Source organism: Streptomyces sp. STR69 (assembly GCF_024519455.1).
Lineage (GTDB): Bacteria > Actinomycetota > Actinomycetes > Streptomycetales > Streptomycetaceae > Streptomyces.
On record NZ_JALJRY010000006.1, the window covers coordinates 224,270 to 237,492 of the forward strand.

The following is a 13,223-nucleotide window of genomic DNA, read 5'->3' on the forward strand; positions in this document are numbered from 1 at the left end:
GAGGTGTCACGCTTCTGCGGGGAGGGTCCGTTGTGGCCGCATCTCCTTGCGCAGGCTGTCGATCTCCGCGAAGGAGATGATGCTGAACGGGCCCGCGACGCACGGGTGCGCGCGGACCCCGCCGTACGCGACCCTGCCGTTCGCGAGGCCGGGGAGAGCGTGCGCGCCGCGTACCGCGAGGTCACGGGTGGCCAACTAGATCGCCGTGCGTGATTCCATGGCCTTTGGCTGTCGGTCCGGAGAGTGCGGCCTGTATCGGCCCCGGTGATGGGGATGGGCGGGGGAGCAAGTGAGCGAGCAGTCCTGGTACGGCGTCCGGTGTGTGTTCCGGGATCGCGAACTCGGCGTCTACGAAGAGCGGGTGACCCTGTGGCGGGCCGCGTCGTTCGACGAGGCGATCGGGCGCGGGGAGTCGGAGGCGCGCGAGTACTGCGCTGACCTCGACAGCGTCGAGTTCACCGACTTCGCCGAGGTGTACCGGATGTACGACGAGCCGGGGGAAGGCGCCGAGGTCTTCTCCCTCATGCGGGAGAGCGAGTTGCCGGTCGGCGAGTATGTGGAGCGGTTCTTCGATACGGGAGCTGAGCGGAGGGGGCGGGGCGACGCCGGGTGACGGGCTTGCCCGCATCTCTCGGGCTCAGCTGTCGAGGAAGGGTGCCGTGTCCAGGGTGGGGTACGGGGCCGGGAGGACGAGGGGATTGCCCAGGCCGACCTTGGACTCCGCGTCGTAGAACGCCTCTTTGGGATCGTCGCCGGGGAGGACGGGGGCGGTGTAGCAGTGGGCCGTCTTCGTGTTGCGGTTGATCAGGACGTAGATCGGCACTCCGGCGGCGGCGTAGGTGCGGAGCTTCGGACCGGTGTCCGTCTCGTGGTTGGAGGAGGTGACCTCGCCGACCAGGGCGATCATGTCGATGGGGTACCAGCCCCTGTGGGCCTTCAGGTATGAGTCGTCGAGCTCGCTCGGCCTGCGGCGGCGGACGTAGAAGTCCGGGATGAGCAGGGCCATCGTGGTGCCGTCCTTGTGGGCTGCGCGGTAGCCGTTGCCCATGCCCACCAGGCGGTGTCCGGCGACACGGAACTGGAAGAACAGTTCCCCCGCGCCGTCGTTGTGGTTGTCGTTCGGTGCCGGTGGCACGATGGCCATCCCCTCGACGTACTCGGGTCGAATCGGCGTCGTCGACGCCTCCTCGATCGCGATCAGCAGATCGATGGGGTCCTGCTGCGTCATGACCGGCTCCATGATGGGTTCGGCGCTCATCGATGCTTCTCCCTCGTCACGCTGCTGCCAGGCTACGCCCGTGCCGGGTGCCCCGGCAGAACCACGGGCCGTCCGGTGGGCCTGTGACCTGGGATCCCGCCCCCGTTCACTCGAACGAGTGTGCTGAACCGTTCCGCCCGCGCCCCACTTCGTACGCCCAGTACGCGCCCTCGTACGCCCCCTGCACCCGTACGCCTAACGCGTTCCCGACCCCCGCGGCGAAGAAATAGGCGAAGTGGCCGCCACCTGAGGCGAGTCCGAGTTCGAGTACACCGAAGGCGCCGCGACCGCCTCCGTCGGGTCGGCCGGGGTGTCGGCCGGGTCCGCCGTCGCCCCGCCGACGATGCGGATGTTCGCCTCGTCGAAGGCCCGCTTGACGCGCCACCGCAACTCTCGCTCGACGCTCACCGACTTGCCCGGCATCGTCTTCGCGGAGAGGCGGACGACCATCGAGTCGATGAGGACGCTGTCGAGGCCGAGGACCTGGATCGGGCCCCAGAGGAGTTCGTTCCAGGGCTCTTCCTTGCTCATGCGCTCGGAGACCGCGTCGAGCGTGGCCTTCACCCGGTCCAGGTTCTCCGACGAGCGGACGGTGACGTCGACGCCGGCCGTGGCCCAGCCCTGGGAGAGGTTGCCGATGCGCTTGACCTCGCCGTTGCGGACGTACCAGATCTCGCCGTTGTCGCCGCGGAGTTTTGTCACGCGCAGACCTACCTCTATGACCTCGCCGGAGGCGACCCCCGCGTCGATCTGGTCGCCGACGCCGTACTGGTCCTCCAGGATCATGAAGACGCCGGAGAGGAAGTCCGTGACCAGGTTGCGGGCGCCGAAACCGATCGCCACGCCCGCGACACCGGCGGACGCCAGCAAAGGCGCGAGGTTGATCTCGAACGTGCCGAGGATCATCAGCGCGGCCGTGCCCAGGATCACGAACGACGCCACCGAGCGGAGGACCGAGCCGATCGCCTGGGAGCGCTGACGGCGGCGCTCCGCGTTCACCAGGAGGCCGCCCAGCGCCGTGCCGTCCACCGATTCGACCGTGCGGTTCATCCGGTCTATCAGCTTGGTGATCGCCCGCCGCACCGTCATTCTCAGCACCGCCGCGATCACCAGGATCAGCAGCACCCGCAGCCCGATCGCCAGCCAGGTGGACCAGTTCTGCTCGACCCAACTCGCTGCGTTGGTCGCGCTCTCCTGGGCGTCCTGGAGCGAGGGCACGGTCACCGTGGTCTCCGAGGGACTCGGGGACGGCGACGGCGAGGCGGCGGCCAGTAGGACGGCGGACAAGGACACGGCAGGTACCTCCAGGTGCTGCGGCCCACCCCCGGCGCTGCGGTCAAGGTCGTACACGCGGTTCTAGGTCACGAATAGGTCACCGTAGGGGCAGGCCCACCACACTATCGGGGCAACGCGTGAGGTTCGTTGCCGTGTTCGGGGGAGAGACCGTGCCTGGCCGGGAAAGAACAGGTGGGACGAACCCACGGCCGTCCCGGGGACGGATCACATGTGGTCGAAAACACTCCCAGCCCGTTACCGGGACATGGTGGCGCTTCCACCAGGCATGAGGGGAGACTGACTACAGATCGTCCCGGCGCGAGCCACGCGCCGCCGACGCACAAGGAGGCATCCGTGCCGCATGTCCTGGTCCTCAACGCGTCGTACGAGCCACTCGGCGTCGTACCGCTCCGCCGCGCGCTCGTCCTCGTCCTGGAGAACAAGGCTGTCTCCCTGGAGGAATCCGGCGCCTATATGCACAGCGCAACCGTCACAGTCCCCGCACCCAGCGTGGTCCGGCTCAAGCGATTCGTGCGGGTTCCCTATCGGGGGCCCGTTCCTCTTACCCGGCGGGCGCTGTTCGCGCGCGACGGGGGCCGGTGCATGTACTGCGGTGGCGTCGCAACCAGCGTCGACCATGTCATTCCGCGCAGCCGCGGGGGCAAGCACGCGTGGGACAACGTGGTGGCGTCCTGCCGCCGCTGCAACCACACGAAGGCCGACCGACATCTCTTCGAGATCGGCTGGCGGCTGCGCCACAAACCCGCCCCACCCACCGGCCTGGCCTGGCGCATCATCGGGACCGGGCATAGGGACCCGCGCTGGCTGCCGTACCTGCAGCCATACGGCGCGGAGGATGCGATGGCCCGGATCGACGGCATCTCCGCCTGACGATCCGGGCTTTTGTGTACCCCGCAACACTCGGTTCCGTACGACGACGGTACGGAGCGGTCCGCCCCGGGAGTCCCCTGTGCCCCCGGGGCGGACCGTCATGCGTAGCGCAGTTCGCCGGGACGCACCGAGCGGCGCAGCAGCGGCAGTGACGTGGCCGCCGCCAGCAGACAGGCCGCGTACACCGCGACCGGCACCAGCAGCGCGTCGTACGGCACGGGGACGGCCGTGTACACCGAGGCGGCGCTGCCGTACCAGATGCCGATCGTGATGCCGCCGAGGCCCGCCAGCGTGAGCGCGGGTGCCAGCGGCACCGCGGTCTCCAGCAGGGTCGCCCGCGCGAGCACCGGGTACGGCACTCCGGTCGCCACCTGGGCGGCGAGTCCCCGGCGCCGGGTGGCGACGGACTCGGCGGTGCCGACGGCGAGCGCGGTCAGGACCAGGGCGAGCGCGAAGAGGAGCGCGAGGCCCATCAGGTTGAGGCCGTTCTCGTAGAACCCGATGCTTGCCGCGTACCGGTCCGGCCGGTCGTGGAGGATCGAGAGCATTACCTGCCGTATCCCCATGAAGCCCGAGCCGACGACCGTCACCAGCAGGACCGCGGCATGCGTACGGGCCGCCGCCCACGGATCGTCGCGCAGTCGCTCCGCCGCGATCAGCAGCGCCGGGCGCTGGGCGCGGGCGGCCAGGCCCTCACCGAGCTGCCGGGCCGAGGCACCGGTCAGCCACACCGCGACGGCACCGATCAGCAGGCACACGCCGACGACCGTGATCGGGGTGAGGGCGAACTGGAAGGGCACGTCGTGGAAGGGCGTGGTCACGATGTACACCACCGTCAGCGCCAGCACCGTCGTCGCCACCCGGAACAGCCGCCCCGGACCTTCGGCCGGCCGCAGCCGCCGGAGCCGCCCCAGGGGAGAGGTCACCACCCGGCGCAGCGCCAGCACGCTCGCCGTCGCGCCCAGCACCGGTACTCCTGCGGTCACCACGGCGATGCCCGCCCAGGCCAGGGGCACGGGGTTGTGCCACAGCCGCAACAGGGCCGCCACCGAGAACGCCGTGGCCACCGCCGAGCCCGCCAGACAGGCCAGCCCCGACTCCAGCGCCGCGATCCGCCGCGTCTGGCCGGGAGTGGCCCCGGCGAGCCGCAGCGCGGCCAGCCGCCGGTCGCGGTGCACCGCGCCGACCCGGGCGCACTGGCCCAGAAACCCGAGCACCGGGAGGAACAGCAGCACCAGCGTGGCGACCACACCGATCCGGGTACCGGGGTCGTCGAGCAGTCCGCCGCCCACGGGCATGGTGTAGCGCCCCTTCAGCGGCAGCAGCGCGGCGACGGTCAGCCCGAGGCCGGTCGCCAGCGCCGCCCCGACGGCGGTGAGCAGGACGCGCCACCACTCCCGGCGGTCGGACCCCCGGGTGAGCAGCCAGGCCAGCCGCAGATCGGCGAGCAGCGCCTTCACGCCGCCACCCCCGCCCTGGCCACGGTCCCGTCCGCCAGCCGGACCTCACGGTCGGCGTACGCCGCGACCTGCGCGTCATGGGTGATCAGCAGCACCGCCGTACCCGCATCGCGGGCCGCGCCGACCAGGGCCGTCATCACCTGCTCGCTGGCCAGGGAGTCCAGCGCGCCGGTCGGCTCGTCCGCGAAGACGATCCGCGGGCCGGTCACCAGGGCCCGGGCGAGCGCGACCCGCTGGGCCTGGCCGCCGCTGAGCTCGCCCGGCCGCAGCGCCGCCTGCCCGCGCACCCCGAACCGCTCCAGCCACTCACCGGCCTGCTCCTGCGCGTCCGCGCGGGTGGCTCCGGCCAGCAGCAGGGGCAGCGCCACGTTGTCGACGGCCGTCAGTTCGGGTATCAGCTGCCCGAACTGGAAGACCACCCCGAACTCGGTGCGCCGCAGCTCGCTGAGCCGCTTCTCCGGCAGCACGTCCAGCCGCTCCCCGGCGTATGTCACCGTCCCCCCGTCGGGGCGGACGATCCCGGCCAGGCAGTGCAGCAGCGTGGACTTGCCGCTGCCGCTGGTCCCCGTGACGGCGAGGATCTCGCCGGCGGCCAGGTCGACCGAGGCGCCGTCCAGCGCCAGGGTCCTGCCGTGCGTCCTGGCGAGGTCCCGGGCCGCGAGCAGCGGCACCGCCGTACCCCCGATGTCGCTCATGCTGTGTCGACCTCCGCGGTCAGAGTGGTCAGCCGGGCCGCCGTTGTCGCCATCCAACGGAGGTCCGCGTCAAGGTGGTTGAGGGCGTAGTCCGCCGAGAGCACGGTCGCCAGGTCGGCGCCCTTGGCGGTCTTGAGCGCCGTGAGTTCGCGCATCCGCTCCATGTGGGCGGCGCGTTGGGCCCGGAGATACGCCTCCGGGTCGCCGCCGGACAGGATCGAGACGACGACCTTGGCGAAGATCTCGTTCGTCACGAAGGGTGCGGGCGGCGCGATCTCCCCCGCCCAGTGGGCGAGTTCACGTCCGCCGTCCGTCGTCGAGCGGTACGCCGTCCGCTCCGGGCCGCCGTCCGAGCCGGTGCCGTCGACCTCCGCGAGACCGTCCCGGACCAGGCGTTGCAGGGTCGTGTAGACCTGCCCGTACGCCAGCGGGCGGGCCTGCGGGAAGCGTTCGTCGTGGCGTCGCTTCAGGTCGTAGCCGTGGCTCGGTCCTTGGGCGAGCAGGCCCAGCAGGATGTGGCGGGTGCTCATGCGGATCAGTATGCACTGGATACATGTACTGAGTGAATAGTGATCAGCGGGAAAAGTACGGGGTGTGCGGTACGGCGGTGGCCACCGTGCCGCCCGTACCCCAACCTGGAGGTCTGCCGTCGCGCCCACTGGGTAGGGCTGCGGTAACCAGCCCGTCGCCCGATCCGACAATCCCGGCAAGGAGGCCACCGTGGCCGCATCGGCATCACTTCCGCTCCCGGCCCGCTCCAAACGCACCGCGGCGCCGTCCGCCGGCCTCGAACCCGGCCTCGAACCCGACCTGTTCTTCGTCGACTCCGAAGGCGCCTGGGCCGAGACCCCCCTCACCAGCGAACCCCCGCTGACCGACGCCGAACCCCTCACCAGCGAGCCCCCGCTCGCCGACACGGCCCCGCTCACCAGCGAGTCCGCCGTGTTCGCCGACCCGGACTCGACGAGGCCCTAGATGACAGCACCCCGGCCGGTCGAAGCCCTCGGCGAGGAGTTGTCGCTCCTCGCCGAACTGCACGGCGTCGCCACCGCCTACCGCCCCTCCCCGGACCACGCGGTCCCGGCCTCGCCCGGCGCCGTCGTCGCCGTACTGGCCGCCCTCGGCGTCGACGCGAGCACCCCGCAGGCCGTCCGCGCCGCGCTCGCCGCCCGCCGACAGGAGCTGGCCGAACGGCTGTTGCCGCCCACCGTCGTGGGCCGGCACGGCAGCACCCCCGCCGCGCTCGACGCACTGCCCGGGGGCACCCGGCTGCACATCGAGACCGAACAGGGCGAGACCCGGACGGACACTGATCAACTCCCGCCCGGCGTCCACCACTTGACCGCCACCGCCCCGGACGGCCGCAGCGCCGAGGCCCATCTCGTCATCGCCCCGGACCGGTTGCCGACGCCCGCCGGACGGTCGTACGGACTGATGGTGCAGGTCTACTCGCTCCTCTCCCGGCACTCCTGGGGTATGGGCGACCTCGGTGACCTGAGCGAGCTGACCGCCTGGGCCGGGCGGGCGCTCGGCGCCGGATTCGTGCAGGTCAACCCGTTGCACGCGGCCGTACCCGGCGCCCCCACCGACCCGTCGCCCTACCGCCCGTCCTCCCGCCGCTTCCCCGACCCGGTGTATCTGCGGGTCGAGGACATCCCCGAGTTCGTGTACGCCGAGGAGCGCGAGGAAGTGCGCGGACTCCTCGAACGAGCCGAGCGGCTGCGCGAATCCGTCCTGGAAAAGGGCGCGTTGATCGACCGCGACGCCGTGTGGGAGCTGAAGAGGGAGGCGCTGGAACTCGTACGCCAGGTCCCCCTCGGGCCCGGACGGCGGGCCGCCTACGTCGACTTCCTCGCCCGCGAGGGCGAGGCGCTGGAGGACCACGCCACCTGGTCCGCCCTGGCCGAGGTGCACGGCTCGGACTGGCACCGGTGGCCCGATGGTCTCCGCGACCGCCGCTCACCCGAAACCGCCCGCGCCCGCGTCGAGTTGATGGACCGCGTCGACTTCCACTCCCGCCTCGCCTGGCTCACCGACACCCAACTCACCGCCGCCCAGCGGGCCGCACGGGAGGCGGGCATGCCGCTCGGAGTCGTGCACGACCTCGCCGTGGGGGTGCATCCCGACGGCGCCGACGCCTGGGCGCAGCAGGACCACTTCGCGGCCGGCATGTCGGTCGGCGCACCCCCCGACGCCTTCAACTCCCTTGGCCAGGACTGGGGTTTGCCCCCGTGGCGCCCGGACCGCCTCGCCGAGTCCGGCTACGCCCCGTACCGCCGCCTGCTCCGAGCCCTCTTCCGCTACGCCGGCGCCCTGCGCATCGACCACGTCATGGGCCTGTTCCGCCTGTGGTGGGTCCCCCTGGGCGGACCGCCCACCGAGGGCACCTACGTCCGCTACGACGCCGAGGCCATGCTCGCGATCCTCGCGCTGGAGGCCTCGCGCGCCGGGTCGGTGGTGATCGGCGAGGACCTGGGGACCGTAGAGCCCGGTGTGCGCGAGGAGTTGCAGGAGCGCGGGGTGCTCGGCACGTCGGTGCTGTGGTTCGAACGGGACTGGGACGGCGACGGCCGTCCCCTCGCCCCCGAGCGGTGGCGGGCCGACTGTCTGGCCACCGCCACCACCCACGACCTGCCGCCCACCGCGGCCCGCCTCACCGGCGAACACGTCGAACTCCGGGACCGGCTCGGCCTGTTGACCCGACCGGTGGAAGAGGAGCGGATCGAGGCCGCCACCGATGTGGGGGAGTGGCTGGCCCTGCTGGCCCGGCTCGGTCTCTACGAACCCGCGACGGGCGGCGGGCGGCCCGCGTCCGAGGAGGAGGCCGAGATCCACGCCGTCCACCGCTTCCTGCTCCGCACCTCCGCCCGCATGATCGGCGTCTGGCTCCCCGACGCGGTCGGCGACCGCCGCCCGCAGAACCTCCCCGGCACCTGGGACCAGTACCCGAACTGGCGCCTCCCGATCGCCGACGCGGAGGGCCGCCCCGTGACCCTGGAGGAACTCGCCGCGTCCCCGAGGCTGCACGCGCTGGTGGATGTGCTGCGGGTGGGGTTGGGGGCGGCTTCGGAAGCGGATTCGGATGGGGGTGCGGGTGCCGGAACGGGTGCCGGAACGGGTTCGGGCGGGGGTGCGGAAGAGGGTCCGTGACGCCCGTACGCCCCATACGGCACCCCCGGGCGCGCGGCTCGTTCGGGCGTTCGCTACTTTTGCGGTGTGGACAAGAAGAACGCCCTGCGCGCCGGCGCCCTGGCTGCCGGTACGACGCTGATGATGCTGCTCATGACGTCCCCCGCGCTCGCGCTCACCCGCGACGACGGTGACGACCCGGGCTCCGGCCTGAGCGTCGCCCAGACGCTGGGGCTCTATGTCCTGTGCCCGCTCGCGCTGTTCGCGATCATCGCGGGCCTCGTCATGGTGCTGGACAAGTCCAAGGACCGTGCGCCGAAGGCCAAGTCCGCCACCGGCACGAAGGCCTGACCTCACCTTTTCCGAAGGGCGTCCGCATCACCCACAGCGGTGAGGCGGGCGTCCTTGGCATGTCCGCTCACAGAGATAGCGGGTGAGCGCGAGCCCCAGGAGCCGAGAGGCGACCAGTCCGGCCCCCGAGGCACCCACCGCCTGACCGGCACCCGCGTCCCGGACCTCTCCCTCGCGAACGGCACCCGCCTCTACGAGGCGCTGCGCGGCGGCCGGTTCGTACTGATCACACCGGAGGCCTACGACCCGAAGGGCGCCCACGACGGCCGGCTGGCGCCGGAACGCTGGGCGAGCGACCGTAGTACGGCACTGCTGGTCCGCCCCGACGGATATGTGGCCTGGGCGGCCGACGACGCCGACCCGGCCGCGGTCGAGGCGGCGCTGGCCGAGCACGTCGGCTGAACGAGTCTTCCAGGAGCGGCTACCGCTCGGTCGAGGACAACAACTGCCGCAGCAGGCCGGCCAGTTGGCCGGCCTGTTCCGTGTCGAGGCCGGACAGGGCCGCCGTCTGGGCGGCGAGACCGGCGCCGACCGCCTCGTCGATCAGTGCCAACCCCTTCTCCGTCAGGGTCACTTGGAGCCCCCGCCGGTCGTGCGGGTCGGGGGAGCGCCGGAGCAGGCCGGCCCGTTCCAGTCTGTCGAGGCGGCCGGTCATGCCGCCCGTGGTGAGCATCAGCGTCGCCGAGAGCTGGCGCGGCGAGAGGGTGTACGGCTCGTCGGCCCGGCGCAGGGTCGCGAGGACGTCGAACTCGCCGCGTGAGATGCCGTACGGCGCGTACGCCTTCTCCATGCTGTCGCCCATGGCCCGGGAGAGCCGGAAGATCCGCCCGAAGACCTCCATCGCGGCGGTGTCGAGGTCGGGCCGCACCGCCGCCCACTGCTCGACGATCGCGTCGACGGGGTCCTTGCGCTGCTCCGGGCGTGCACTCATGCGTCGAGTATCGGCGGGCCGACGGGTTGTCCGCAAGGAAGTGACTTGACGGAAAGTTGCTTGCGGCTAAGCTAATTAGTGGCAAGTTACTTATGAAGGGGATGGCATGAACCGCTCCACCACCATCGTCCTCACCGCCCTCGCCCCCATCTCCTGGGGCACCACCTACGCCGTCACCACGCAGTTCCTCCCGCCCGACCGCCCCCTCTTCACCGGCCTGATGCGCGCCCTCCCCGCCGGTCTCGTGCTCCTCGCGCTGGCCCGGGTGCTGCCGCGCGGGGCCTGGTGGTGGAAGGCGACGGTGCTCGGCGCGCTGAACATCGGCGCCTTCTTCCCGCTGCTGTTCCTGTCCGCGTACCGGCTGCCGGGCGGGATGGCGTCGGTCGTCGGCTCGATCGGGCCGCTGTTCGTGGTCGGCCTCTCGGCGGTCCTGCTGGGGCAGCGGCCCACGGCCCGGAGCGTGCTCACCGGCGCGGTCGCGGCCTTCGGCGTCAGTCTCGTCGTACTGAAGGCGGCCGGGGCGCTCGACCCGGTCGGTGTGCTCGCGGCCCTCGCGTCCACGGCCTCGATGTCCACCGGCACCGTGCTGACCAAGCGGTGGGGCCGCCCGGACGGCGTCGGCCCGCTCGCCCTCACCGGCTGGCAGCTCACCGCCGGCGGACTGCTGATAGCCCCCGTCGCCTTCCTGGTCGAAGGGGCGCCGCCCGCGCTCGACGGCCGGGCGATCGGTGGTTACCTGTACCTCGCGCTGGCGAACACGGCGGTCGCGTACTGGCTCTGGTTCCGCGGCATCGGCCGGCTCTCCGCCACCCAGGTCACCCTGCTCGGCCCGCTGTCCCCGCTGACCGCGGCCGTCGTCGGCTGGGCGGCGCTCGGGCAGGCGCTCACGCCGGTGCAGGTGGCGGGGATGGCGCTGGCGTTCGGGGCGACGGTGGCCGGGCAGCTCGGGGCGCGTACCCCTGCTGTTTCCGTCCGCGAGGTAGCGTCACGCGGGAACGCCGTGACGCAACGCCGGAGGCGCCCGTGGCCGATGAATCCTGCCCCAGTTGTGGCAAGCCGCTCACCGCACGGACGGGCCGTACCGGCCGGCGCTCCGTGTACTGCTCCGCCGCCTGCCGGCAGAAGGCCTACCGGGAGCGACGGGGGAGCGCCGAGGTCGGTGTCGAGGGACTGATCAAGGAGATCGGCCGGCAGGTGGAGGAGCTGGTGCCGCAGCCGCCTTCCGTCTTCTACTCCGGGGTGACGGAACTGTCGTCGTCCGTCGCGCGGCTCCGGCGGGTGGCCCGCACGGCGCGCGACACCGCTCAGGAATCCGTCACTCACGGACCCGTTACGGAAGTCCCCGCCGTCACCGAAGTCCCGCTCGACGAAGGCGACTTCGCCGCGCTCGTCGAGTCCCACCGGCGTGAGATCCAGGTCCACTGCTACCGCATGACCGGGTCGTACGACGACGCCGAGGACCTGGTGCAGGAGACGTTCCTGCGGGCCTGGCGGGCCCGGGACACCTTTCAGGGGCGGGCCGGTGCCCGTACCTGGCTGTATCGCATCGCCACCAACGCCTGCCTGGACTTCCAGCGCCGTACGGCCCGCCGCCCCAAGCGTTACGAGCCGTTGCCGGGTATGAACCACGGCGGCGGGGAGCCGCCCGCCCGCATCACGTGGCTGCAGCCCTACCCCGACGACGAGTTGCCCTCCGCCGAGGAGCAGCCGGAGGCCGCCGCCGTCTCCCGCGAGACCCTCGAACTGGTCTTCCTGGCCGCCGTCCAGCATCTTCCGCCGCGCCAGCGCGCGGTGTTGGTGCTGCGGGACGTCCTCGGGCTGACCGCCGTCGAGACCGGCGAGGCCCTCGACATGACCGTGGCCTCGGTCAACAGCGCGCTGCAACGCGCCCGCCCCACCCTGCGCGACCGGCTCCCCGGCCGGCGTGCGGACTGGACGGCCGAGGGGCCCACCGAGCACCAACGCGCCCTGGTCAAGCGGTACATGGCCGCCGCCGAACGCCTCGACCTGTCCGAGGTCGCCACGCTGCTCAGCGAGGACGTCACCCTCACCATGCCGCCGAACCCGTTCTGGTTCACCGGCCGTGACGCACTCGTGGAGTTCCTGAGCGTGAGCCTGGATGCCGACTCGCCCATGTTCCTGGGCCATTGGCGCCACCTTCCCGCCCGCGCCAACGGGCAGCTCGCGGCCGGGGGTTACGTCCGACGGCCCGGTACGACCGTCTACCGCGCACAGGTTCTCGACGTGCTCCGCTTCGACGCCGACGACCGGATCGTGGAGATCACGTCCTTCGAACCGCACCTGTTCCCGGCCTTCGGACTGCCGCTGAGATTGTGAGCGATGAGCCGTCACCGATGAGTGATGGGCTCCCTGTGCGTCTGTATGGCCGACACGAACGACACGTACATCACGACCCGCAAGGAGATCACCATGCTGCTCACCGACAAGACCGCGGTCGTCTACGGCGCCGGCGGCTCGATCGGCGGCGCGGTCGCCCGTGCCTTCGCCGCCGAGGGAGCCCGCGTCCACCTCGTGGGACGCACCCTGGAGACGCTGGAGGCCGTGGCCAGTGACATCAAGGACGCCGAGGTGGCCGTCGTCGACGCGCTCGACGAGACGGCCGTGGAGGAACACCTCGCCCGGGTCGGGGACATCGACGTGTCCTTCAACCTCGTCTCGCGCGGCGACGTTCAGGGGCTGCCGATCACCGAGATGCCCGTCGACGACTTCCTGCGGCCCGTTCTCAACGGGACCCGCGCCAACTTCATCACCGCCCGCGCCGCCGCCCGCCGCATGGCCGAGCGGGGCAGCGGTGTCGTCCTCACCCTCAACAGCGGTTCCGCGCACGGCAGTCCGATGATGGGCGGCACCGGTCCCGCCGACGCGGCGACCGACAGCCTGGTGCGCAACCTGGCGATGGAACTGGGCCCGCGCGGGGTGCGTGCCGTAGGGCTGTGGGCCGCAGGCATCCCCGAGACGCTCACCGTCGAGAAGCTCGGCAAGGTCAACCCCGACCTCAACGAGGCGGCGATCCAGGGCATCCTCGGCCACCTGTCCAGCCTGCGCATGACCCGCCGCAACCCCACCCTCGCCGAGATCACCGCGACCGCCGTGTTCCTCGCCTCGGACCACGCGGCCAGCATCACCGGCACGTTCGTGAATGTCACCGGCGGGATGTTCCCGGGCTGAGGGACGACGAAGGGCGCCCGGCGGATCGCCGGGCGCCCTTCGTC

The 13,223-nt window shown here is 71.8% G+C and carries 16 protein-coding genes; 9 read left to right on the forward strand and 7 right to left on the reverse strand.

Features of this window, described 5'->3' with window-relative positions; genetic code table 11:
* Window positions 1-6 precede the first annotated feature (6 nt).
* Window positions 7-195, reverse strand: coding sequence for a hypothetical protein (locus OC490_RS13335; protein WP_262058113.1), 189 nt, complete (start codon window positions 193-195; stop codon window positions 7-9).
* Window positions 196-289: 94 nt separating this feature from the next.
* On the opposite strand from OC490_RS13335, the gene OC490_RS13340 reads away from it, so the two are divergent.
* Window positions 290-613 (forward strand): DUF4288 domain-containing protein, encoded by a 324-nt coding sequence (locus OC490_RS13340; protein WP_262058114.1) that lies wholly within the window; start codon window positions 290-292, stop codon window positions 611-613.
* A 24-nt stretch (window positions 614-637) separates the two neighbouring features.
* Here the strand turns inward: OC490_RS13340 and OC490_RS13345 are convergent, their stop codons facing one another.
* Both OC490_RS13345 and OC490_RS13350 read right to left on the reverse strand, forming a co-directional pair.
* Window positions 638-1,258, reverse strand: coding sequence for a Uma2 family endonuclease (locus OC490_RS13345; protein ID WP_262058115.1), 621 nt, complete (start codon window positions 1,256-1,258; stop codon window positions 638-640).
* Window positions 1,259-1,453: 195 nt separating this feature from the next.
* The gene (locus tag OC490_RS13350) at window positions 1,454-2,551 is read right to left on the reverse strand and encodes a mechanosensitive ion channel family protein (protein WP_262058116.1); all 1,098 of its coding nucleotides are present in this window, start codon (window positions 2,549-2,551) and stop codon (window positions 1,454-1,456) included.
* 336 nt (window positions 2,552-2,887) lie between these two features.
* Here OC490_RS13350 and OC490_RS13355 point away from each other — a divergent pair, with 336 nt between their 5' ends.
* Window positions 2,888-3,424 carry an HNH endonuclease gene (locus OC490_RS13355; protein WP_019065631.1) on the forward strand — a complete coding sequence of 179 codons (537 nt, stop codon included), beginning with the start codon at window positions 2,888-2,890 and terminating at the stop codon, window positions 3,422-3,424.
* Between the two features lie 98 nt (window positions 3,425-3,522).
* On the opposite strand, the gene OC490_RS13360 is transcribed toward OC490_RS13355, so the two are convergent.
* Genes OC490_RS13360 through OC490_RS13370 form a run of 3 tightly spaced genes read right to left on the reverse strand, consistent with a single transcriptional unit; the run spans window position 3,523 to window position 6,109 of the window.
* Window positions 3,523-4,884, reverse strand: coding sequence for an FtsX-like permease family protein (locus tag OC490_RS13360; protein WP_262058117.1), 1,362 nt, complete (start codon window positions 4,882-4,884; stop codon window positions 3,523-3,525).
* Entirely contained in the window at window positions 4,881-5,579 is a 699-nt protein-coding gene (locus OC490_RS13365; protein WP_262058118.1) for an ABC transporter ATP-binding protein, read from the reverse strand. The genes OC490_RS13360 and OC490_RS13365 overlap by 4 nt, the downstream gene beginning before the upstream one ends.
* Window positions 5,576-6,109 (reverse strand): PadR family transcriptional regulator, encoded by a 534-nt coding sequence (locus OC490_RS13370; RefSeq protein WP_262058119.1) that lies wholly within the window; start codon window positions 6,107-6,109, stop codon window positions 5,576-5,578. The genes OC490_RS13365 and OC490_RS13370 overlap by 4 nt, the downstream gene beginning before the upstream one ends.
* A 190-nt stretch (window positions 6,110-6,299) precedes the next feature.
* Between OC490_RS13370 and OC490_RS13375 the strand changes: the two genes are divergently transcribed.
* From OC490_RS13375 to OC490_RS13390, 4 genes are all read left to right on the forward strand, one after another.
* Window positions 6,300-6,554 carry a hypothetical protein gene (locus OC490_RS13375; protein ID WP_262058120.1) on the forward strand — a complete coding sequence of 85 codons (255 nt, stop codon included), beginning with the start codon at window positions 6,300-6,302 and terminating at the stop codon, window positions 6,552-6,554.
* Complete coding sequence (gene malQ, locus OC490_RS13380; protein WP_262058121.1) at window positions 6,555-8,729, forward strand: 4-alpha-glucanotransferase; 2,175 nt, start codon at window positions 6,555-6,557, stop codon at window positions 8,727-8,729.
* Between the two features lie 66 nt (window positions 8,730-8,795).
* On the forward strand, window positions 8,796-9,059 hold the full coding sequence (locus OC490_RS13385) for a hypothetical protein (RefSeq protein ID WP_262058122.1): 264 nt from the start codon (window positions 8,796-8,798) through the stop codon (window positions 9,057-9,059).
* A 54-nt stretch (window positions 9,060-9,113) separates the two neighbouring features.
* Window positions 9,114-9,461 carry a hypothetical protein gene (locus OC490_RS13390; RefSeq protein WP_410098615.1) on the forward strand — a complete coding sequence of 116 codons (348 nt, stop codon included), beginning with the start codon at window positions 9,114-9,116 and terminating at the stop codon, window positions 9,459-9,461.
* Between the two features lie 19 nt (window positions 9,462-9,480).
* Here OC490_RS13390 and OC490_RS13395 read toward each other — a convergent pair whose 3' ends face one another.
* Window positions 9,481-9,990, reverse strand: coding sequence for a MarR family winged helix-turn-helix transcriptional regulator (locus OC490_RS13395; RefSeq protein WP_262058123.1), 510 nt, complete (start codon window positions 9,988-9,990; stop codon window positions 9,481-9,483).
* Window positions 9,991-10,096: 106 nt separating this feature from the next.
* Here OC490_RS13395 and OC490_RS13400 point away from each other — a divergent pair, with 106 nt between their 5' ends.
* The 3 genes from OC490_RS13400 (at window position 10,097) to OC490_RS13410 (ending at window position 13,179) form a co-directional block, all read left to right on the forward strand.
* Window positions 10,097-11,164 carry an EamA family transporter gene (locus OC490_RS13400; protein WP_262058124.1) on the forward strand — a complete coding sequence of 356 codons (1,068 nt, stop codon included), beginning with the start codon at window positions 10,097-10,099 and terminating at the stop codon, window positions 11,162-11,164.
* Window positions 11,086-12,327 (forward strand): sigma-70 family RNA polymerase sigma factor, encoded by a 1,242-nt coding sequence (locus OC490_RS13405; RefSeq protein WP_262058261.1) that lies wholly within the window; start codon window positions 11,086-11,088, stop codon window positions 12,325-12,327. The genes OC490_RS13400 and OC490_RS13405 overlap by 79 nt, the downstream gene beginning before the upstream one ends.
* A gap of 93 nt (window positions 12,328-12,420) precedes the next feature.
* The gene (locus tag OC490_RS13410; protein ID WP_262058262.1) at window positions 12,421-13,179 is read left to right on the forward strand and encodes an SDR family NAD(P)-dependent oxidoreductase; all 759 of its coding nucleotides are present in this window, start codon (window positions 12,421-12,423) and stop codon (window positions 13,177-13,179) included.
* Window positions 13,180-13,223 lie beyond the last annotated feature (44 nt).